The organism is Pseudomonas sp. HY2-MNA-CIBAN-0224 (assembly GCF_040310285.1).
In the GTDB taxonomy this organism is placed as follows: domain Bacteria; phylum Pseudomonadota; class Gammaproteobacteria; order Pseudomonadales; family Pseudomonadaceae; genus Aquipseudomonas; species Aquipseudomonas helleri.
The window spans coordinates 1-19,720 of the sequence record NZ_JBEOPQ010000080.1; the positions used below are offsets into that span (position 1 = coordinate 1).

Annotated in this window: 19 protein-coding genes; 8 read left to right on the forward strand and 11 right to left on the reverse strand. The window is 57.5% G+C overall.

What is annotated here, in order from left to right:
- Positions 1-164 precede the first annotated feature (164 nt).
- From AAEZ03_RS23575 to AAEZ03_RS23585, 3 genes are read left to right on the forward strand one after another with little or no spacing between them, the layout of a single operon-like run.
- Positions 165-1,586, forward strand: coding sequence for a di-heme oxidoreductase family protein (locus tag AAEZ03_RS23575; protein ID WP_278939708.1), 1,422 nt, complete (start codon positions 165-167; stop codon positions 1,584-1,586).
- A 26-nt stretch (positions 1,587-1,612) separates the two neighbouring features.
- On the forward strand, positions 1,613-2,677 hold the full coding sequence (locus AAEZ03_RS23580) for an imelysin family protein (RefSeq protein WP_350581931.1): 1,065 nt from the start codon (positions 1,613-1,615) through the stop codon (positions 2,675-2,677).
- A 14-nt stretch (positions 2,678-2,691) separates the two neighbouring features.
- Positions 2,692-3,786 (forward strand): DUF1513 domain-containing protein, encoded by a 1,095-nt coding sequence (locus tag AAEZ03_RS23585; protein ID WP_350581934.1) that lies wholly within the window; start codon positions 2,692-2,694, stop codon positions 3,784-3,786.
- Positions 3,787-3,897: 111 nt separating this feature from the next.
- On the opposite strand, the gene AAEZ03_RS23590 is transcribed toward AAEZ03_RS23585, so the two are convergent.
- The 9 genes from AAEZ03_RS23590 to AAEZ03_RS23630 form a co-directional block, all read right to left on the reverse strand.
- Positions 3,898-4,119: a hypothetical protein gene (locus AAEZ03_RS23590; RefSeq protein WP_153335512.1), complete on the reverse strand. Its 222-nt coding sequence runs from the start codon at positions 4,117-4,119 to the stop codon at positions 3,898-3,900.
- Positions 4,119-4,835, reverse strand: a complete 717-nt coding sequence (locus AAEZ03_RS23595) for a lipopolysaccharide kinase InaA family protein (protein ID WP_350581938.1) — start codon at positions 4,833-4,835, stop codon at positions 4,119-4,121. The genes AAEZ03_RS23590 and AAEZ03_RS23595 overlap by 1 nt, the downstream gene beginning before the upstream one ends.
- 3 nt (positions 4,836-4,838) lie before the next feature.
- Positions 4,839-5,519 carry a class I SAM-dependent methyltransferase gene (locus AAEZ03_RS23600; RefSeq protein ID WP_153335514.1) on the reverse strand — a complete coding sequence of 227 codons (681 nt, stop codon included), beginning with the start codon at positions 5,517-5,519 and terminating at the stop codon, positions 4,839-4,841.
- 201 nt (positions 5,520-5,720) lie between these two features.
- Complete coding sequence (locus AAEZ03_RS23605; RefSeq protein ID WP_153335515.1) at positions 5,721-7,001, reverse strand: sensor histidine kinase; 1,281 nt, start codon at positions 6,999-7,001, stop codon at positions 5,721-5,723.
- Positions 6,991-7,674 (reverse strand): two-component system response regulator ColR, encoded by a 684-nt coding sequence (gene colR / locus AAEZ03_RS23610; RefSeq protein WP_048369631.1) that lies wholly within the window; start codon positions 7,672-7,674, stop codon positions 6,991-6,993. Before colR ends, AAEZ03_RS23605 begins: the two co-directional genes overlap by 11 nt.
- Before the next feature lie 310 nt (positions 7,675-7,984).
- On the reverse strand, positions 7,985-9,628 hold the full coding sequence (gene groL / locus AAEZ03_RS23615; RefSeq protein WP_153335516.1) for a chaperonin GroEL: 1,644 nt from the start codon (positions 9,626-9,628) through the stop codon (positions 7,985-7,987).
- A gap of 49 nt (positions 9,629-9,677) precedes the next feature.
- The gene (locus AAEZ03_RS23620; protein WP_016779794.1) at positions 9,678-9,971 is read right to left on the reverse strand and encodes a co-chaperone GroES; all 294 of its coding nucleotides are present in this window, start codon (positions 9,969-9,971) and stop codon (positions 9,678-9,680) included.
- A 248-nt stretch (positions 9,972-10,219) separates the two neighbouring features.
- Entirely contained in the window at positions 10,220-10,693 is a 474-nt protein-coding gene (locus AAEZ03_RS23625; protein ID WP_048369627.1) for an FxsA family protein, read from the reverse strand.
- Positions 10,694-10,764: 71 nt separating this feature from the next.
- The gene (locus tag AAEZ03_RS23630; RefSeq protein WP_350581943.1) at positions 10,765-11,490 is read right to left on the reverse strand and encodes a HugZ family pyridoxamine 5'-phosphate oxidase; all 726 of its coding nucleotides are present in this window, start codon (positions 11,488-11,490) and stop codon (positions 10,765-10,767) included.
- A 51-nt stretch (positions 11,491-11,541) separates the two neighbouring features.
- Between AAEZ03_RS23630 and AAEZ03_RS23635 the strand changes: the two genes are divergently transcribed.
- Positions 11,542-12,300, forward strand: a complete 759-nt coding sequence (locus AAEZ03_RS23635) for an SDR family oxidoreductase (RefSeq protein ID WP_262123680.1) — start codon at positions 11,542-11,544, stop codon at positions 12,298-12,300.
- A gap of 93 nt (positions 12,301-12,393) precedes the next feature.
- Here AAEZ03_RS23635 and AAEZ03_RS23640 read toward each other — a convergent pair whose 3' ends face one another.
- Positions 12,394-13,407, reverse strand: a complete 1,014-nt coding sequence (locus AAEZ03_RS23640; RefSeq protein ID WP_350581946.1) for a DUF481 domain-containing protein — start codon at positions 13,405-13,407, stop codon at positions 12,394-12,396.
- Positions 13,408-13,560: 153 nt separating this feature from the next.
- On the opposite strand from AAEZ03_RS23640, the gene AAEZ03_RS23645 reads away from it, so the two are divergent.
- The 4 genes from AAEZ03_RS23645 to AAEZ03_RS23660 all read left to right on the forward strand — a co-directional run bounded on the left by AAEZ03_RS23645 (position 13,561) and on the right by AAEZ03_RS23660 (position 18,285).
- Positions 13,561-13,914 carry an MGMT family protein gene (locus AAEZ03_RS23645; protein ID WP_350581949.1) on the forward strand — a complete coding sequence of 118 codons (354 nt, stop codon included), beginning with the start codon at positions 13,561-13,563 and terminating at the stop codon, positions 13,912-13,914.
- Between the two features lie 42 nt (positions 13,915-13,956).
- Positions 13,957-15,504 (forward strand): AmpG family muropeptide MFS transporter, encoded by a 1,548-nt coding sequence (locus tag AAEZ03_RS23650; RefSeq protein WP_048386660.1) that lies wholly within the window; start codon positions 13,957-13,959, stop codon positions 15,502-15,504.
- 100 nt (positions 15,505-15,604) lie between these two features.
- The gene (locus tag AAEZ03_RS23655) at positions 15,605-17,320 is read left to right on the forward strand and encodes a proline--tRNA ligase (protein WP_153330841.1); all 1,716 of its coding nucleotides are present in this window, start codon (positions 15,605-15,607) and stop codon (positions 17,318-17,320) included.
- Between the two features lie 17 nt (positions 17,321-17,337).
- The gene (locus AAEZ03_RS23660; RefSeq protein WP_350581953.1) at positions 17,338-18,285 is read left to right on the forward strand and encodes a hypothetical protein; all 948 of its coding nucleotides are present in this window, start codon (positions 17,338-17,340) and stop codon (positions 18,283-18,285) included.
- 7 nt (positions 18,286-18,292) lie between these two features.
- On the opposite strand, the gene dinB is transcribed toward AAEZ03_RS23660, so the two are convergent.
- The gene (gene dinB, locus AAEZ03_RS23665; RefSeq protein ID WP_281851343.1) at positions 18,293-19,369 is read right to left on the reverse strand and encodes a DNA polymerase IV; all 1,077 of its coding nucleotides are present in this window, start codon (positions 19,367-19,369) and stop codon (positions 18,293-18,295) included.
- Positions 19,370-19,720: the final 351 nt, after the last annotated feature.

The window sequence follows — 19,720 nt, forward strand, 5'->3', positions numbered from 1 at the left end:
AGCTTGCCTCGCGATCTTTTGATCTTGAAAAGATCGCGAGGCAAGCTCGCTCCTACAGCGGGAAAATTGTTGCGCTTGATACCAAACGCTAATTCCTCTTATTTCAATTCACCTTCCCTGATAAACTTTCGCCCCTCGATTTTGCTCACTGGTCTGGACGTTTGATGCCTTCGTTGCCTCTGCGCCTGTCTTTGCTGCTGGCCTTGGGGCTGGCTGGCTGTGATGAGGCGCCGCGCTTTACTCAACCCGAGCCCGGCGAAGCCCGCTCTGGAGGGGACACGACGGTGTTTAAAACCGATCGCAATGCCTTTTCGATGCCGTCTGCGAATCTGTCGCCTACACAACGGCTGGATTTCAGCGTCGGCAACAGTTTTTTCCGCAGCCCATGGGTGATTGCGCCTTCCACCACCACGGCGCGTGACGGGTTAGGCCCGCTGTTTAATACCAATGCCTGCCAAAACTGCCATATCCGCGACGGTCGTGGGCATCCGCCAGCGCCTGATGCCAAGAATGCGGTGTCGATGCTGGTGCGTCTGTCGATTCCCAATGAGCCCACTTACGCCAAGCTGATCGAGCAAACCGGCATCGTCCCCGAGCCGGTGTACGGTGGTCAGTTGCAAGACATGGCGGTGCCGGGTGTCGCCCCGGAAGGCAAGGTGCGGGTGGACTATGAAGCGGTGCCTGTACGCTTCAAGGACGGCACCGAAGTCCAGTTGCGCAAGCCTTTGCTGCAGATCACTCAGTTAGGCTACGGGCCCATGCATCCCGACACGCGCTTCTCGGCGCGCATTGCCCCGCCGATGATTGGCTTGGGGCTGCTTGAGGCTATCCCCGAAGAAGCGATTCTGGCCAATGCCGCGGCCAACAAAAATGACGCGGGCATTAACGGGCGGCCTAATCGGGTGTGGGATGACGCTCAGCAAAAGACGGTTTTAGGCCGTTTTGGCTGGAAAGCAGGGCAACCGAACCTCAATCAACAAAATGTTCACGCCTTTTCTGGTGATATGGGGCTCACCACCAGCCTGAGACCGTTTGATGATTGCACCCCCGCGCAAACCGACTGCCTGGCAGCGCCCAACGGCAATGGCCCGGATGGCGAACCCGAGGTCAGTAACAACATTCTGCGTCTCGTCGAGTTTTACACCCGCAACCTCGCCGTGCCTGCGCGCCGTGATGTCGATTCGCCGCAGGTGCTGGCCGGTAAAAACCTGTTCTATCAGGCCGGCTGCGTCTCATGCCATACGCCAAAATTCACCACCTCGGCCAACGCCGCCGAACCAGAGCTGGCCAATCAGGTCATTTACCCGTACAGCGATTTGCTGCTGCACAACATGGGGCCGGGCCTTGCCGATAACCGCACCGAGTTCGCCGCCTCGGGCAGCGATTGGCGCACACCGCCACTGTGGGGCATTGGTTTGACCCAGACCGTGAGCGGGCACACTCAGTTTTTGCACGATGGTCGTGCGCGCAACCTGCTTGAAGCCGTGCTGTGGCACGGCGGTGAGGCCGAACCGGCCAAGCAGCAGGTGTTGCAATTTAATGCCGAGCAGCGCGCTGCGTTGCTGGCGTTCCTGAATTCTCTTTAACGCCTTATAAGATCGGGGACCCCGACATGTTCAGACCCAAACTGTTGTTCACCAGCCTGGCCGCTATCGCTTTGGCAGCCTGCTCGCCGCAAGATCAGCAAGCGGTCACTTCGGCAGCTATCGCCAAGCAGGTGATTCTGCCGACCTACAGCCGCTGGGTAGAGGCCGACCGCCAACTGGCGATCAGTGCACTGGCTTACTGCGAAGGGAAAGAGACGCTTGAGACTGCTCGCGCCGACTTCCTGCACGCACAAAAAGCCTGGGCCGAACTGCAACCGTTGCTGATTGGCCCGCTGGCTGAAGGCAATCGCTCCTGGCAAGTGCAGTTCTGGCCGGACAAAAAGAACCTGGTGGGCCGTCAGGTTGAACAACTGGTAGTGGCTCAACCACAGATCGATGCCGCCGCGCTGGCCAAGTCCAGCGTTGTCGTGCAAGGCCTGTCGGCCTATGAGTACATTTTGTTCGACAGCAATATCGACCTGGCTGACAGCGCGCAGAAAACCCGTTACTGCCCGCTGCTGACCGCCATTGGCGAGCGTCAGAAGCAGTTGGCCGAAGAGATCCTGGCGAGCTGGAACAGCACTGACGGCATGTTGGCGCAGATGACCAAGTTCCCGAACCAGCGCTACGCCGATTCTCACGAGGCCATCGCCGATCTGCTGCGTGTGCAGGTAACGGCACTCGACACCCTGAAAAAGAAGCTCGGCACACCGATGGGTCGTCAGAGCAAAGGCATCCCGCAACCGTTGCAAGCCGACGCATGGCGCAGCCAGGCGTCCCTGCAAAGTCTCGCAGCCAGCCTCGCAGCGGCGCAAACCGTGTGGGCCGGGGTCGACAACAAAGGCTTGCGCGGCCTGTTGCCTGCTGAACAAAAGCCGTTGGCTGACAAGGTCGACGCTGCTTACGCGACATCGCTCAAGCTGTTCAACGACAATCAGCGCTCCCTCAATGAGCTGCTGGCTGACGACGCTGGCCGCGAGCAACTGAATGCCATCTACGACAGCCTCAATGTCGTACACCGTCTGCACGAAGGCGAACTGGCCAAGGCGCTGGGCATTCAACTGGGCTTTAACGCCAACGACGGCGATTAATGAAGGGTGGTTCGATGATGCGCAGGCAAGCTCTCAAGCTCGGCGGTTTACTGCTGAGTGCCATTACCCTGGGTGGCTGGTCGCTGTCCAAACAAGGCCGCAGCCCGCTGCTCTTGAGTGCCCGTGACGATGTCGACGGCAATCACTTTGCCGTGGGTTATCGCCTGGATGGCACCCAGGTGTTCAGCACCCGGGTCAACCAGCGCTGCCATGACATTATCAACCACCCGACGTTGCCGATTGCCTTGTTTGTGGCACGCCGCCCCGGGACTGAAAGTTACCTGATCAGCCTCAAGGACGGGCAGTTGCTGCAAACCATCACCTCGCTGCCCAATCGCCATTTTTATGGTCACGCGGTGATCCATAAAGACGGCGAGTGGTTGTACACCACCGAGAATGACACCAGCGATCCGGGGCGCGGCCTGTTGGGGGTTTATCGCTTTGAAGGCGAGCGCCTGGTGCATAGCGGCGAAATCCCGACCCACGGCGTGGGTCCGCACCAAGTGTCGTGGATGCCTGATGGTGAAACCCTGGTGGTGGCCAACGGCGGCATTCGTACCGAAGCCGAAAGCCGGGTTGAGATGAACCTCAATGCGATGGAGCCCAGCCTGGTGCTGATGCAGCGTGACGGTACGTTGCTGAGCAAAGAAATCCTGAGCCAGCAGATGAACAGCGTGCGCCATCTGGGCATTGCCACAGACGGCACCGTCGTCGCGTGTCAGCAGTTTATGGGCGACGCCCACGAATTATCCGAGTTGCTGGCCATCAAGCGCCCCGGTCAGCCTTTTCAACCGTTCCCGGTGGCGGAGCCGCAATTGCGTGCCATGGGCCATTATACGGCCAGCGTGGCGGTACACAGCGAGCTGCGCCTGGTGGCGTTGACAGCGCCAAGGGGTAACCGGTTTTTTGTCTGGGATCTGGACAGCGGCGCGTTGCGCCTCGATGCGCCCCTGCCGGACTGTGCGGGCGTCGGTGCCGTGCAAGACGGGTTTGTGGTGACGTCAGGGCAAGGCCGCTGCCGCTTTTACGATTGCCGTAAAAGCGAGCTGATGGCCAAGCCTTTGGAGCTGCCGTCGGGGCTTTGGGATAATCATCTACACGTTGTGTAGAGCAATATTTGTAGCCGCTGCCGAAGGCTGCGATGAGGCGCGCAGCGCCTCCAGTTGTTGAAGGTCCTGCGGACCTTATCGCAGCCTTCGGCAGCGACTACGGCTTGTTTATTACGGCCTCATTCCCTGCTTCATTCCATACATGAACAGCAACAGGTCGTGATCGGGTTTCGCGTCTATCGCGACTTTGGCCACACGCGGGATCGGGCATTGCGCGTCGAATTGCGCACTGCTCAATACCTGCATCACGGGCGGCTGCCACGCCGCCACTGCCACCGTGGCAATGGCCAGAGAGCCCAGCAAAAACAAACCTCGTGCTATTTCTCGCTTCATCACCGTAACCCTTTGATGGCGCTGCCAAACACCTTTTCATAAAAGTAGTTCAGTTTGTTCCAGTCGTCGGTATTCCACGACGAATGGCGGCGCAGCTGTTTGAGGTCGTGCGCGGCCGCTTTACGGGCCGTCAGCCGTTGCCGGCTTTTTTCAAGGTCCAGCAGCGCCACATCAACTTGAGCGCTTTCACCCGTGCCCGTCACCCGGACAAACACATGCTTGGCATACAGGCAGCCATGCTGCCAGCGGCCCAGATGCATGCGTGCCAAGGTCGTGGCGATGGTTTTAAGCACCCGCTCATGTACCGCTTCACCGTGAATTTCGCGTTCACCGGCAGCGTACCAGTTGTCTATTTCAATAAAATTTTCCAACGCTGCGGTAACCAACAATGCACGCCACTGTTTATCTGCACCTTGTTGCGCCCCGCAATACACCAGCTCTGGCACACCAACCGCTAAACGGTTAAACGCCAGCAGCGCGTCACGCTCACGCAATACGGTCGGGCGACCCAACGGGTAACGCCAGCTGCGGTAGGTGTGTCCGACCTGACGTTTGACATAGAGCAAGCGGCCATTGGCCTCGTGAATCCGCTGTACACCACTTTCACCGCCACGACGCTGATTCGGTTCCTCTACCCACTCGCCTTGCTGCTGCCAGTAGAACTCAAAGCGGTTTTCAGTCGCGGTGTGGGATGGCGATACGGAATCAACGGTCATGCATTACCTCTTGCGCAGTATGTAAACCCGCCACATGGCGTAGAGCGGGATAAAATCCAAATGTTGTTGAACGCTGAAGCCAGCCTTTTCAAACTCGGCTTCAACAGTAGCAGCCGGTAACACAAAACGGTTTTGGTAACCATCGGCCCCAGCATCCTCAACCCGATGACGCTCAAGACGCTTGCGTCTCCAGGCCTTAACGTTGCCATCGACCCACAACGAAACAATCACGCTGTCTCGGCTAACCCGGTGAAACTCCTTTAACAGAGCCATCCGGTGGGTTGCATCGCCTATGTGATGCAGCAGGCGCATGCAAAAAATGCTGTCGACTGCGTTGTCCGGCAGGTCGATATCAAATGCAGATGTCTGCAAGTGCCGTACCCGTTTAACCACATCAGCCGGCTGGGCTATGGATGCCACTTCGAGCATGGACGGCGAATTGTCTGCGCCGATGATCATGCGGTTGTGTTTTTCAGCCAGCAGCGGCCAAAACCGCCCCGCCCCGCAAGGCAGGTCTAACACCACGCCCGGATCTCCAGCCAATGCCAAAGCTTTGCGCGCCAGTTGCACGTCGCGTTTATGTGAAAGGCGTCGTGCGAAACCATCTTGATGTTTAAGCAAGTACTCGATGGCGTGTTGCAGGTCATATTTTTCAGCAAATTCAAGTTTGATCGCGGTGCTCATGGTGGATCTCCTGAAGCAATTACAGGCCACCTTAATCAAGAGAACGTGCGCATCAGGTCATCATGAGGTGAAAAAAATGTACGAGCGAGTCCATAAACGCTGTAGGGTTTTACAGACACAAGATACTGGCTCGGGGCCACTCTACGGACTAATGAGCCGTAGGAAAAGTGACCCGCAGACCGCAGGTCACGAATGGATAGCTCAGATGTCGGCGGGATTTAGTTCTACGTGGAAGCGGCAACCGTTGGGTTCCATGGTGGTCAGCGTCACTCGCCAGCCCTGGCTGTCGCAGATCCGCTGGACCAATGACAGGCCCAACCCAAGCCCTTCACCGCGTTTTTCGCCGCCCCGCACAAAGGGCTGAAACATCGCCTGACGCTTCTCTTCGGGGATGCCCACACCACTGTCCTCGACCACAAACCCGGTGGGCTCAAGGCTCAAGCGAATGAACCCGATGTCGGTGTAGTGCAAGGCATTGCGTAGCAGGTTGCCCATGACCGCATGCAAGAACGTCGCGTTGTAGCGGGTATCGAGCGGGTTGCCGGGGTCATAGATCAGTGTCAGCCCTTTCGCTTCGATAGGCCCCCGCCACAGGCTGATCAAGCCCTCGGCCACGGTCGTCAGGGTGACGGTCGGTGACATGGTGGCGTCTTCATGCTGCGCACGGGCGAGCATGAGGAAGGTTTGCACCAGCTCACGCATTTCTTCACAGGCGCGGGAAATTCGCTCCACTTGCGAGCGACTGCGCTGATCCAGCGACGGGCTTTCGAGCAACAGTTCGCAGGAACTCGCCAACACCATCAGAGGTGTACGCAATTCGTGACTCACGTCACTGGTAAACAGCCGCTCGCGGGTCAAAGTGTCACGCAGGCGGCCCAGGGTGGCGTCAAAGGCCACGGCCAGCTCACCCACTTCATCGGCGGCGTAATCGGGCGCCAGCGGCGGGGCCAGGCCCAACAGCTGTTCTCGATGGCGTACCTGGCGCGCCAGACGTACCACCGGCGCCATCACCCTGCGCGCCAGGACCCAGCCGAGGAAAACCGCCAGCGCCAGCGCCAGCACGAACCCGACCAGCACCACGGCGAACAGCACGCGTTCGCGCTCTTCAAAATCACTTTGGTCTTGCAGCAACACGTAGCGCCGCCCGTCGACTACCTCGACCATCGCGTGATACGACAGCTGATCACGGAACACCTCATGAAAGCCTGGTTCCAGGTGGCGCAAGTCTTTGGGCAAGGCAAAATCACCGCGCCCGCCGCTGTAGTAAAACAGTTGGTCGGGCTCAGGACGGTGGTTCCAGTCGCTGACGTTATCCATCAACAGCAGACGCTGCAGATCCCCGCCCAAGCCTGCTGAAATCAGTTTTTCTTCAACCAGGTGCACCGTGGCGACAATGCCCATGGCGAACGTCCCGGCCACCAGCGCACTCATCAGCGCAAAGGCGATGATGATCCGCTGGGCAAGGCTTTGCTTAAACTCCATCACGACTCTCGGCGAGACGATACCCCACGCCATGTACCGTTTGCAGCAAGGGCTTGTCGAACGGCTTGTCGATCACCTGACGCAACTGGTGAACGTGGCTGCGCAGGCTGTCGCTGTCCGGGCAATCATCGCCCCACAGGGCCTCTTCCAGCACTTCACGGCGCAGCACATGCGGGCTTTTTTGCATCAACACGGCCAGCAGTTTCAAGCCGACCGGGTTGAGCTTGAGCATGCGCCCTTCACGGGTGACTTCCAGGGTGTCGAGGTCGTAGCGCAAGTCTGCGACCTGCAACTCGCGACGGCCGCCGCCTTGCGCACGGCGCAGTACGGCCTCAATGCGCGCTGCCAGCTCGGACAAGGCGAAAGGTTTGAGCAGGTAGTCATCAGCACCGGACTTGAAGCCTTGCAGGCGATCATCCAGCTGGTCACGGGCCGTGAGCATGATGACCGGCGTGTCGCGACGGGCGTCTTCGCGCAGGCGCTTGCACAGTGTGTAGCCATCAATGCCCGGCAGCATGATGTCGAGCACGATCAAGTCATAGTGTTCAGTCGCGGCCAGATGCAACCCGGACAAGCCGTCCTGCGCGCAGTCAACGGTATACCCCTTAAGCCCCAGGTAGTCCGCCAGATTGGCGAGGATATCGCGATTGTCTTCAACCAATAAAATTCGCATGGGCACTTTTCTCCGTACGCAGTAACGGCCATCTCGGCCACGGCAGCTTAAGGCCAAGAGCCGCGCAGAGCCAGCGTTGTAGGGCGTTTACACTATTTAGTTAACGGCCGCGCGATGTTGACGAGTCTTTCACTCGACGCTCACACACTACCGACAACAGCGACTGCATACTCGTGCGCCCACAGGTGTTTTGTGGGTGGTAGATCAAGAGATCGCAGCCTGCGGCAGCTCCTACGGGATACTCATCAGGCACAAAAAAGCCCCGCCTGATCACTCAGGCGGGGCTTTTGCGTATCGGGGTAAGGCTGGCTTACATCATGCCGCCCATACCACCCATGCCGCCCATGTCTGGCATGCCGCCGCCAGCTGGTTTGTCTTCCTGGATCTCAGCGATCATCGCCTCAGTGGTGATCATCAGGCTGGCAATCGACGAAGCCGCTTGCAGAGCCGAACGAGTCACTTTAGCCGGGTCAAGAATACCCATTTCGATCATGTCGCCGTATTCGCCAGTGGCAGCGTTGTAACCGAAGTTACCCGAACCCTGCTTCACTTTGTCGACTACAACGCTTGGCTCGTCGCCGGAGTTGGAAACGATCTGGCGCAGAGGTGCTTCAACAGCACGACGCAGCAGCGCGATACCAACGTTCTGATCGGCGTTGTCGCCTTTCAGGTCAGAGATTGCCTGCAGAGCGCGAACCAGTGCCACGCCACCGCCAGGTACCACGCCTTCTTCAACGGCTGCACGGGTCGCGTGCAGGGCGTCTTCAACGCGGGCTTTTTTCTCTTTCATTTCAACTTCGGAACCAGCGCCAACCTTGATCACTGCTACGCCGCCCGACAGCTTGGCCAGACGCTCTTGCAGTTTTTCACGGTCGTAGTCCGAGGTGGTGTCAGCCACTTGAGCACGGATCTGAGTCACACGTGCCTGGATGTCCGCTTCAACGCCAGCACCGTCGATGATGGTGGTGTTTTCTTTGGACAGGATTACGCGCTTGGCGTTACCCAGGTGCTCCAGAGTGGTGCTTTCCAGGCTCAGGCCGATCTCTTCGGAGATAACGGTACCGCCAGTCAGAACAGCGATGTCCTGCAGCATTGCTTTACGACGGTCGCCGAAGCCAGGTGCTTTAACAGCAGCGACTTTAACGATACCGCGCATGTTGTTCACAACCAGAGTCGCCAGGGCTTCGCCTTCAACGTCTTCAGCCACGATCAGCAGTGGACGGCCGGCTTTGGCAACGGCTTCCAGTACTGGCAGCATTTCGCGGATGTTGGAGATCTTTTTGTCAACCAACAGGATCAGCGGGCCGTCCAGCTCAGCCACCATGGTGTCTGGCTTGTTAACGAAGTAAGGGGACAGGTAGCCACGGTCAAACTGCATGCCTTCAACCACAGACAGTTCGTTTTCCAGGCCCGAGCCTTCTTCAACGGTGATCACGCCTTCTTTGCCGACTTTAGCCATGGCTTCAGCAATGATGTCGCCGATGGAGCTGTCGGAGTTGGCAGAGATGGTACCTACCTGAGCGATTGCCTTGCTGTCAGCGCATGGCTTGGACAGTTGACGCAGTTCTTTGACGATGGCGATGGTCGCCTTGTCGATACCGCGTTTCAGGTCCATCGGGTTCATGCCGGCAGCGACTGCTTTCAGGCCTTCGTTGACAATCGACTGAGCCAGAACGGTTGCAGTGGTAGTACCGTCACCAGCGTCATCGTTCGCACGGGAGGCAACGTCTTTAACCAGCTGCGCGCCCATGTTTTCGAAGCGGTCTTTCAGTTCGATTTCTTTGGCAACCGAAACACCGTCTTTGGTGATGGTCGGAGCGCCGAAGCTCTTCTCGATGATCACGTTGCGGCCTTTAGGGCCCAGTGTTGCTTTTACTGCGTCAGCCAGGACGTTGACACCGGCGAGCATTTTTTTACGGGCGGAATCGCCGAATTTAACTTCTTTAGCAGCCATGTTCGTTCTTCCTTAAATACTTTGTAGTAACGGGAAAAGGAGCGGGAAATCAGCCTTCGATAACAGCGAGAATCTCGTTCTCAGCCATTACCAGCAGGTCTTCGCCGTCGACTTTCACAGTGTTGCTGCCGGAGTAAGGGCCGAACACAACCTTGTCACCCACTTTCACGGCCAGCGCACGCACTTCACCGTTGTCCAGAACGCGGCCAGTACCCACAGCAATGACTTCACCGCTGTTGGCTTTCTCGGCAGCTGAACCCGGCAGAACGATACCGCCAGCGGTTTTCTTTTCTTCTTCGCTGCGACGGATTACGACGCGGTCATGCAGAGGACGAAGCTTCATTGTCGATCTCTCCTAATTGTGGTGTTCATCGGCCGGTGTCAATACCGGCTGGGTTTGCAAGTCCGGAAATGCCGGGTGTTAATCGCTGAAGGGTGCCTGCTGTTGCCAGCAAAACCCTGCGGTGCCAGTTACATAAGGGCGCATCCAGTGATTACAAGAGCGCCCTGACGAAATTTTTTTACCTTTCGCACCGCGCAAAAACAAACACGGCACTCCAGGGTGCCGTGCTTAAGCCTTTACAGGGAAACTTACTTGTCGCGGTGTTCAAACTCGCCTTCGATCACATTGGGTTCACGACCCACGGGTTGATGCGTGCCGGGGCGATGAGCCGCTTCAAATTCCTCAGCAAAGGCACGCTGGCGCATCGCTTGCTCTTCTGCACGTTTGCGCAAGCGATTGACCAGAAAATGACGAACCGGCGGGAGCAGCAACAGCAGACCGGCGATGTCGCTGATAAAACCCGGCAGTACCAACAAGCCGCCACCCAACGCCACCATCAGGCCTTGAAGCATTTGCTGAGCCGGCAGCTCACCACGATTGAGGCTTTCACGCGCACTCAAGGCGGTGGCCAAGCCCGCAACGCGTACTACCAGAACCCCGAACAAGGAGCCTGCGATGATCAGCAGCAACGCCGGGAAAAACCCGATAGCGGTGCTGACCTTGAAAAAGACGTACAGCTCTAGCACTGGAAACAACAGAAAGAGCAATAAAAAAGCGCGCATCAAATGATTCCTCTCCGGAAGAATATCTTCCAACACAGCTTAGATGACGGCGCGCCTTTGTGAATTCAAGGTTATGCCGTTTCTTTTTTAGGCCATTCACTTGCGCGAGCCAGCAAAACCAGCGCTTCGCGCACTTGTGTCGAAGTGTTACAAGCCTCTGGAAAGGCCAGCCAGTACACACTCTGACCAATGCGCAGATGCATGCCTTCGCTGTCCAGGCCGACCATTTCTGCAGGTGTAGTCTTTGGCAGCCCGGCCAGCTCAACGTAATGAGCGATGGCGTTGGTGTGATCGTCGTTCATGTGCTCGACCATGCGCACCTCGACCGCGCCGGCAAAAGGGTTGGCCAGTGTGAGTTGATCCACCCAGTGAATCGCACCAAAACCACCGATATAACGATGGCGCACCGGGTTGAGCACCCAAAAGTCGAAGTCATGGGCGGTGTGATAGCTCTGCGACTCCGGGAAATAGCGGTAGTAACGCTCAGCCGCGGCTTCAATGGTCGCGGGATCGGTCAGTTGCTCGGCTTCGGCCAGGTAGGTCAGACGGCCGACCGCCTGCACGTCTTCGGCGCCACGCTCACCCACCATCAGTGAGCACTTTGGGTCTTTGCGCAGGTTGTGGGTGTGCTGAGCGATCCGGCTGATCAGGATCAACGGCCGCCCTTGCTCATCCAGACAATAAGGCACCATCGATCCGAAGGGGAACCCTGGCATTGCCTTGGAGAGCGTGGCCAACGCTCCACGGTATTCCTTGAGCAATAATTCTCGGGCATGCTTGGCTACTTCAACGCTCAACTTATGACTCCTTAATAAAAATCCGTCGAAACGGTCGAGATCAGGGCACTCATGCAACTAAAAGACAAAGTAATCATTATCACGGGCGGCTGCCAAGGGTTAGGTCGCGCCATGGCCGAGTACCTGGCGGCCAAGGGCGCCAAGCTGGCTTTGGTGGACCTGAACCCGGAAAAACTCGAGCTCGCCGTTGCGGCCTGTCAGGCCCACGGAGTTCAAGCGCGGGCTTATTTGTGCAACGTCGCCGATGAAGAGCAGGTTACACAAACCGTGGGGCAAATTGCTGAAGACTTTGGCGCGATCAATGGTCTGGTGAACAACGCCGGGATCTTGCGTGATAGCCTGCTGTTAAAGGTCAAGGACGGCGTAGTCAGCAAAATGAGCCTGGCGCAGTGGCAAGCCGTTATCGACGTCAACTTGACCGGTGTTTTCCTGTGCACCCGTGAAGTGGCGGCGAAGATGGTGGAACTCAACAGCCAGGGCGCGATTATCAATATTTCGTCCATCTCACGCGCTGGCAACGTTGGCCAAACCAACTATTCGGCCGCTAAGGCGGGTGTGGCAGCTGCGACCGTGACCTGGGCCAAAGAACTGGCGCGTTACGGTATCCGTGTGGCGGGCATTGCTCCCGGGTTTATCGAAACCGAAATGACCTTGGGAATGAAGCCCGAAGCCCTGGAAAAAATGACCGCGGGCATCCCGTTGAAACGCATGGGTAAGGTCGAAGAAATCGCCCATTCAGCGGCGTATATCTTTGAAAACGACTATTACAGCGGCCGGATCCTGGAGCTGGATGGCGGTTTAAGGATTTAACCCCCGCCCTGCTGGAGCGGCCTGAGGCTGCGATCTTTTGACTTTCAGAAATCAAAAGATCGCGAAGCTCGCTCCTACAAAAGGGTGGTGGTGTTACCAGACCACGCCGAAACCAGCGGTGTAGCGGGTTTTGTTGAGTGCATTGTCTTTGCCGCTGTTACTGCCAATCAGGTCTTTTTCAGCCTTGAGGTTGAGCGATGCCCATTCGGTGACTTTGTAGCGCAAACCAATTTCGGCATCGAGGCTGTAGTCCGAATCCCCGCCCAGTGGCTTGCCCAGCTCACCGTTGGTAAAGAGCGACACCGTTTTACCCACCAGGTAACGGTTGTAATCCCACTTCATGGCCAGTGAGTAGAAGTTGCTTTTGCCGCCATCCGAGTATTCATAATCGGTACGGTTCAGCAGTGAGCCCAAGGAAAACGCGCCCAGCTCGTCATCCCAGAACTGATAACCAGGACCAGTACCTACAGTGCGCTGACGGGAAATGTCTTCGATTCTGTCGCGGGTGTAGTTCAAGCGGCCCTGCCAGTACCAGTGCTCATCAATAAAGTGGTCAAGCGCGTATTCGGCATTCCAGTTGTTCGTGGTGACCACATCGTTCTGGGCCTCACGGTTGTAGGAAGCTTCGGCGTTGTGACGCCAGGCGCCGTGACGCGCCGAGGTTTTGAGGTCGATGTCGTAGTCGTCGGTGTCTTTGTCGGCGCGTTTGTAGTCCAGCGCAACGTCGACATTACCCTTCCAGACAAAGTCTTCAATCAGCGGTTTGGGTTTGACGATTTGCTGAATGCTCGCCAGCTCAACCGTTTTAGGCGCCTCGCCATTGGCCAGGATGACCTTGCCGTCTTCGGCAGCTTTGAGTGACTTGGCTTTTTCGCCCACGTAGGCATCTTGTTTGACCAGCAGTTCCTGATCGCTTTCCAGGGTTTTGACTTGTTTCCAGTCAATCGGAATAGCGCCCGCATAGTCGGTCTGAATCAGCAACTTGCCCCCATCAAACACTTTTATTTTGCCGGACAAACGGTCGCCGTTCTTTAACCAGACCGTATCGGCGAGCAAAGGCGTGGACACATTCAAGACAGCAAGGCATAACAAGGTTCTGGACAACATAAGCAGATGCGAAACTCGGTTTTACGAAAGAATGACGGCATTATCCAGAAGGACACACCCCAGGCAAAGAAAGACCCGGTGTTTTTCGTGTAGTTCCTTTGCTATAGCGCGCGACGGAAACGTCTTATTTGTAACTCCACGGTTTTCACCCCCATGAACTCACCTGACAGTGCATCGCCAACGCCTGCCGAGCTTCGACGAACGGCCCTGTACTCGACCTTGATGCAAGTGCCCGATGGCAAAGTCGTCACCTACGGTCAGCTCGCCGAGCTTGCAGGCTTGGGGCGGGCCGCCCGCTGGGTCGGCCGCACGCTAAGCCAGCTCCCCGAAGACACCCGCCTGCCCTGGCATCGGGTGTTGGCCGCAGGCGGCAGGATCAGTTTGCCAGCGGGCAGCCCTAGCGGTGATGAACAGCTAGCGCGTCTGCGCGGCGAAGGATTAAGCATTGTTAATAATCGTGTGGATATACGACGCCATGGCTGGCGCCCGATAGAGCACTGCGGTTAGAGTGCGCCCTTTGTTTCCGCAATCAGAGGCAGACTCGAGTCCATGCCCCGTAAAACCTGGCGCGAAGCGCTAGCTGCCTATTCCAGCCCCTCAACCCTTGTGCTGTTGTTGCTCGGTTTCGCCGCCGGTTTGCCGTACATGCTGGTGTTTTCAACGCTGTCTGTGTGGTTGCGTGAAGCAGGTGTGGCCCGCGAAACCATCGGTTATGCCAGCCTGATTGGCCTGGCTTATGCCTTTAAATGGGTGTGGTCACCGTTGCTCGACCAATGGCGCCTGCCATTGCTCGGCAAGCTGGGCAGACGCCGCTCCTGGCTGGTGCTGTCGCAGACTTTGGTGATTTTGGGCCTGATCGGCATGGGCTTTTGCGACCCGCAAAAGCACCTGTCATGGCTGATTGCGATTGCCGTTATCGTGTCATTTGCCTCCGCTACCCAAGACATCGCGATTGACGCTTACCGCCTGGAAATTGCCGACGACAGCCGCCAGGCTGCCCTCGCCGCCAGCTACATGTCCGGTTACCGCGTAGCCGCCCTGCTGGCCACGGCAGGGGCGCTGTTTTTTGCTGAGGGCTTCGGCTCAACCGGCTTCAACTACAAGCATTCGGCCTGGACCGGCACTTATGTGCTGTTCGGCGTGCTGATGATCCCCGCGTTGCTGACCACCTTTTTCATGCGCGAACCGCCGGTCACGCTGCGTACTCAGCTGTCCGTGGGCCGCTACAGCTTCGTCCATCAATTGGCCTCGGTGTTCGTGCTGATTGTGCTGCTGGTGTCGGTGCCGGCGATGTTCACCCAGCTGTACAACACCAACTTTGCGGGCGTGCTGTTTGAAGGCATGAGCCCCATGACGCTGCTGATGGAAGACCGTGCGTTTCTGCGCGCCATCCTTTATATCCTGCTGACCGGCTTGTGCCTGTCTACCATGGGGCGACGCGGGCTCGCCCCCGTTTTGACGCCGGTTAACGACTTTATTGTGCGTTATCGCTGGCAGGCGCTTTTGCTGCTTGGGCTGATTGCTACCTATCGCATGTCTGACACGGTCATGGGTGTGATGGCCAACGTGTTTTACATCGACCAGGGCTTTACCAAGGACCAGATCGCTGGTGTCAGCAAGATTTTCGGCCTGTTCATGACCCTGTTCGGTGCAGGCATGGGCGGGCTGCTGATTGTACGTTTCGGCATTTTGCCGATCCTGTTGATTGGCGGGGCCGCATCCGCCGCGACCAACCTGCTGTTTATGCTGCTGGCCGACATGGGCCCGAATCTGCAGATGCTGATTGTCACGATTTCACTCGACAACTTCAGCTCCGGCCTCGCCACCTCAGCCTTTGTTGCCTACCTGTCGAGCCTGACCAACCTCAAGTTCTCTGCCACCCAATACGCATTGCTCAGCTCGATCATGCTGCTGCTTCCGCGTTTGATGGGCGGCTACTCCGGGGTCATGGTCGAGAAGTTCGGTTATCACAACTTCTTTATCATCACCGCCATCATGGGCATCCCGACCCTGCTGCTGATCAGCCTGCACTGGTATCAGGAAACCCGTAAAGCCCGTCTGAACCCCACAGTAGACCTCGACAAACGCGCCGATTGAACGGAGGGAGCCTGCCTCCCTCCCCCGGTCTGTACGCAATCAAATCTCGCCCGTACAATGGCCAGTCAAATTTAGTCATCAGCAACGGCAACGACTACCCATGCGCACCAGTCAATATTTGCTCGCCACACAGAAAGAAACGCCTTCGGACGCGGTCGTTATCAGCCATCAGCTGATGCTGCGCGCCGGCATGATTCGCAAACTGGCCTCGGGCCTGTACACCTGGCTGCCCATGGGCTTGCGGATCATGCGCAAGGCCGAAGCCATTGTTCGCGAAGAAATGAACGCTGCTGGCGCTCTGGAAGTGCTGATGCCGAGCATTCAACCGGCTGAACTGTGGCAAGAGTCCGGTCGCTGGGAAGAGTACGGCCCGGAGCTGCTGCGCCTTAAAGATCGCCACGGTCGCGAGTTCTGCGTGGGCCCGACCCACGAAGAAGTCATCACCGATCTGTGCCGAAATGAGCTGAACAGCTACAAGCAGTTGCCGATCAACCTGTACCAGATCCAGACCAAGTTCCGTGACGAAATCCGCCCGCGCTTCGGCTTGATGCGTGGCCGCGAGTTCATCATGAAGGACGCCTATTCGTTCCACGCTGACCAGGCATCGCTGCAGGTCACTTATGACCGCATGCACCAGGCTTACTGCAACGTGTTCACTCGCCTGGGCCTGAAGTTCCGCCCGGTAGAAGCGGACAACGGCTCCATCGGTGGCGCGGGCTCCCACGAATTCCACGTACTGGCCGAGTCCGGCGAAGACGATATCGTGTTCAGCAATGGCTCCGAATACGCAGCCAACATCGAAAAGGCCGAAGCTGTTCCTGCCGAAACCTCCCGTGCGCCAGCGTCTGAAGAGCTGCGCCTGGTCGATACGCCTGACGCCAAGACCATTGTTCAATTGGTAGAAGGCCACAACCTGCCAATTGAAAAAACCGTCAAGACCCTGATCGTTCACGCCGCCGAAGAAGGCAAGCTGATCGCTCTGGTGATCCGTGGCGACCACGACCTCAACGAAATCAAGGCGGGCAACCATCCGTTGGTGGCCAGCCCACTGACCATGGCTTCGGACGCTGAACTGCGTGACGCCATCGGCGCCGGCGCAGGCTCCCTGGGCCCGCTGAACCTGCCACTGCCTTGCATCATCGACCGCTCGGTCGAGCTGATGAGCGACTTTGCGGTCGGCGCCAACATCGACGACAAGCACTACTTCGGCGTGAACTGGGAGCGTGATTTGCCTGTACCTACCGTTGCCGACCTGCGCAACGTGGTCGCTGGCGACCCAAGCCCGGACGGTAAAGGCACGCTGGAAATCAAACGCGGCATCGAAGTGGGCCACATCTTCCAGTTGGGCACCAAGTACAGCGAAGCGATGAAGTGCCAGGTACTGGGCGAAAACGGCAAGCCTGTGACCCTGACCATGGGTTGCTACGGCATTGGCGTTTCTCGCGTGGTGGCGGCCGCCATCGAGCAGAACAACGACGAGCGCGGCATTATCTGGAGCGATGCTTTGGCACCGTTCCAGATCGCTCTCGTGCCGCTGCGCTACGAAACCGACGCCGTGCGTGAAGCCACCGACGCGCTGTATGCACAGTTGACCGCCGCAGGCTTTGAAGTGCTGCTGGATGACCGTGACAAAAAAACCAGCCCGGGCATCAAGTTCGCAGACATGGAACTGATCGGTATTCCGCACCGTATCGTCGTCAGTGACCGTGGTCTGGCCGAAGGCAACCTGGAATACAAGAGCCGCACCGAAGCAGAGCCACAAGCCCTGCCCGTTGCTGACGCCCTGGCTTTCCTTCAGGCACGTATCCGTCGCTGAACCCACATAGAGACGTCATGTTCAATCGAAGTACCTTGACGGGCGCCGCCATATGCGGCGCCCTGTTGTTGAGCGGCTGCGCCAATCACATGTCACAACGCAGCGAGCATGAAGAGCGCATTGAGCGCAAACTGCTCGCCCACACCCTGCACATTGACATCGGTTCGCCGGCGGCCATGGAGTTGCCGCAACGCCGTGTGCGCATCAATGAACAAAAGACCTTTGAGGTCACTGAGTTCGATGTCACCCGTCATTACGACCGCTACACCCCCTACCAACCCTGGCGCAAAGTCTATGAGATGCCGCTGGGCGCGGTCGCGGTTGTGGCCGGTGTAGGTGCGAATGTGCTGAACGTGTTCATGTTCGGGCAACTACCTGACAGCGTGACCAAAGACTGGATCACTTACGGCGTAGACGGCCTCAACCCGGCGATGAACGTACAATCTCACGGCCGCGCCGAGCAGAACCTGGCCGGCATCGAAGAGATCCAGCGCGACAAGCGCATGGAATACTCAAGCTTGCCGTGGGCAGAACGCCCGGTCATCGTCAGTGCTGGCAAGCAAAGCCATGAAATGACCACGGACCGTAACGGTGTGCTGCGCCTAAATTTGCTCGACAGCCCGTTTGCCGAGCAAGACTTGAATCGCGTGAACAAATTGACCATCACGGTCGAAGATGCTCAGGACGAAGCGCATTCCGACTCAACCCTGTCGATCAGCAGTAATTTGCGTGGCAAATTGCTCGAAGCGCACAACTTGATCTACGACGACCTAGAGGGTGACGACGTCAACCAATGGGTGCATCGGGTCAAGCGCTTGTCAGAACTGGGTCTTGAAGAAGAAGCCAGTGAACTGGAGCAAAGCCTCATTGAACTGACGCGCAACGACCCTGAGTTGCAGCGTGAGTTTTTGCAGTCGCTGACCAAGAACGCCGGTCGACTGGTGGCGGACCCCGGGGTTAGCTAAAGCGCCTCTACGGGTGCCTGGCAAACAACTCCAGTTGCTCATGCCCGGTACTCAAATCATGTAAACGCACGCCAAGCCCCAACAATCGGACGGGCTTGGCACCGCGTGCAAACGCCTGACTCATTAACCCCTGATAACTCTCAAGATCGCGCCCCGCTCCGGACTGCTCCAGGGTGGTTTGGGTAAAGTCGTGGAATTTGACTTTGACGAAAGGCTTGCCGGGGCGATAGCTGCTGTCGATTCTGGCGATACGCCCGTTCAAGGTGTCGAGAAGCTCGGGCAGTTTGTCCAGGCACGCGGCCAGGTCCGGTAAATCCGTGTCGTAGGTGTTTTCAACACTGACAGACTGGCGTCGGCTATCGCTTTGCACCAAGCGCTCATCAATCCCGCGCGCCAGCCCCCACAAACGCTCGCCAAAACTGCCAAATTCACGCACCAGCGCCAACTTGTTCCAGTCACGCAGGTCCTGACAGGTCTCAATGCCCAAGCGTCCTAACTTGTCCGCTGTCACCTTGCCCACACCGTGCAGTTTGTTGACCGGCAGCGCCGAGACAAAGTCTTCGACCTGATCTGGAGTGATCACAAACAAACCGTTGGGCTTTTTCCAGTCACTGGCAATCTTCGCCAGGAACTTGTTCGGCGCTACCCCCGCCGAAACGGTGATGTGCAATTGATTCGACACCCGCCGCCGAATGTCCTGAGCAATACGCGTGGCGCTGCCACCGAAATGCGGGCTGTCAGAGACATCCAGATACGCCTCGTCCAACGACAGCGGCTCAATGAGTTCGGTGTAATCGCGCAAAATGCCGTGGATTTCTTTCGACGCTTCTTTATAAGCGTCCATTCGGCCATTCACGATGATCAGGTCCGGGCACAGCTTGAGTGCATGCCGGGACGCCATCGCCGAACGCACGCCATACGCACGCGCTTCATAGTTACACGTCGAGATCACACCGCGCCGGTCAGCCGAGCCGCCGACCGCCATGGGCTTGTTCGCCAGGCTCGGATTATCGCGCATCTCAATAGCGGCATAGAAACAGTCACAGTCGACGTGGATGATTTTGCGCTGCGTTATGTCAGGCATGGTTCTTCAAGGTGTAGGTAAAACAGAACGCCAGTATGTCACCGAGAACTGTATATAGCACCAGTAGTGTTTGGTAAGCCGACAAATGCGGCGCTCTCAACCTTGCCTTTGTTTTTGTGATCCGACTGAAAATTATCTAATAACGCCACACCCCTTGTCCTACAGGGGCTGCAGCCAATTAAACAACCATGCTTAATACCTAACCAATTGAAGCAGAAGACTTTTTTTTGAAATTAACGTTTGACAGCCCCGTGTATCGCTGTAGAATCCGCCCCACAGACGCGGGATGGAGCAGTCTGGTAGCTCGTCGGGCTCATAACCCGAAGGTCGTCGGTTCAAATCCGGCTCCCG

Excerpts from the sequence above, each read along its gene's own strand:
- AAEZ03_RS23575 (WP_278939708.1), top strand. The coding sequence starts at position 165 with ATGCCTTCGTTGCCTCTGCGCCTGTCTTTGCTGCTGGCCTTGGGGCTG.
- AAEZ03_RS23580 (WP_350581931.1), top strand. The coding sequence starts at position 1,613 with ATGTTCAGACCCAAACTGTTGTTCACCAGCCTGGCCGCTATCGCTTTG.
- AAEZ03_RS23585 (WP_350581934.1), top strand. The coding sequence starts at position 2,692 with ATGATGCGCAGGCAAGCTCTCAAGCTCGGCGGTTTACTGCTGAGTGCC.
- AAEZ03_RS23590 (WP_153335512.1), bottom strand. The coding sequence starts at position 4,119 with ATGAAGCGAGAAATAGCACGAGGTTTGTTTTTGCTGGGCTCTCTGGCC.
- AAEZ03_RS23595 (WP_350581938.1), bottom strand. The coding sequence starts at position 4,835 with ATGACCGTTGATTCCGTATCGCCATCCCACACCGCGACTGAAAACCGC.
- AAEZ03_RS23600 (WP_153335514.1), bottom strand. The coding sequence starts at position 5,519 with ATGAGCACCGCGATCAAACTTGAATTTGCTGAAAAATATGACCTGCAA.
- AAEZ03_RS23605 (WP_153335515.1), bottom strand. The coding sequence starts at position 7,001 with ATGGAGTTTAAGCAAAGCCTTGCCCAGCGGATCATCATCGCCTTTGCG.
- colR (WP_048369631.1), bottom strand. The coding sequence starts at position 7,674 with ATGCGAATTTTATTGGTTGAAGACAATCGCGATATCCTCGCCAATCTG.
- groL (WP_153335516.1), bottom strand. The coding sequence starts at position 9,628 with ATGGCTGCTAAAGAAGTTAAATTCGGCGATTCCGCCCGTAAAAAAATG.
- AAEZ03_RS23620 (WP_016779794.1), bottom strand. The coding sequence starts at position 9,971 with ATGAAGCTTCGTCCTCTGCATGACCGCGTCGTAATCCGTCGCAGCGAA.
- AAEZ03_RS23625 (WP_048369627.1), bottom strand. The coding sequence starts at position 10,693 with ATGCGCGCTTTTTTATTGCTCTTTCTGTTGTTTCCAGTGCTAGAGCTG.
- AAEZ03_RS23635 (WP_262123680.1), top strand. The coding sequence starts at position 11,542 with ATGCAACTAAAAGACAAAGTAATCATTATCACGGGCGGCTGCCAAGGG.
- AAEZ03_RS23640 (WP_350581946.1), bottom strand. The coding sequence starts at position 13,407 with ATGTTGTCCAGAACCTTGTTATGCCTTGCTGTCTTGAATGTGTCCACG.
- AAEZ03_RS23645 (WP_350581949.1), top strand. The coding sequence starts at position 13,561 with ATGAACTCACCTGACAGTGCATCGCCAACGCCTGCCGAGCTTCGACGA.
- AAEZ03_RS23650 (WP_048386660.1), top strand. The coding sequence starts at position 13,957 with ATGCCCCGTAAAACCTGGCGCGAAGCGCTAGCTGCCTATTCCAGCCCC.
- AAEZ03_RS23655 (WP_153330841.1), top strand. The coding sequence starts at position 15,605 with ATGCGCACCAGTCAATATTTGCTCGCCACACAGAAAGAAACGCCTTCG.
- AAEZ03_RS23660 (WP_350581953.1), top strand. The coding sequence starts at position 17,338 with ATGTTCAATCGAAGTACCTTGACGGGCGCCGCCATATGCGGCGCCCTG.
- dinB (WP_281851343.1), bottom strand. The coding sequence starts at position 19,369 with ATGCCTGACATAACGCAGCGCAAAATCATCCACGTCGACTGTGACTGT.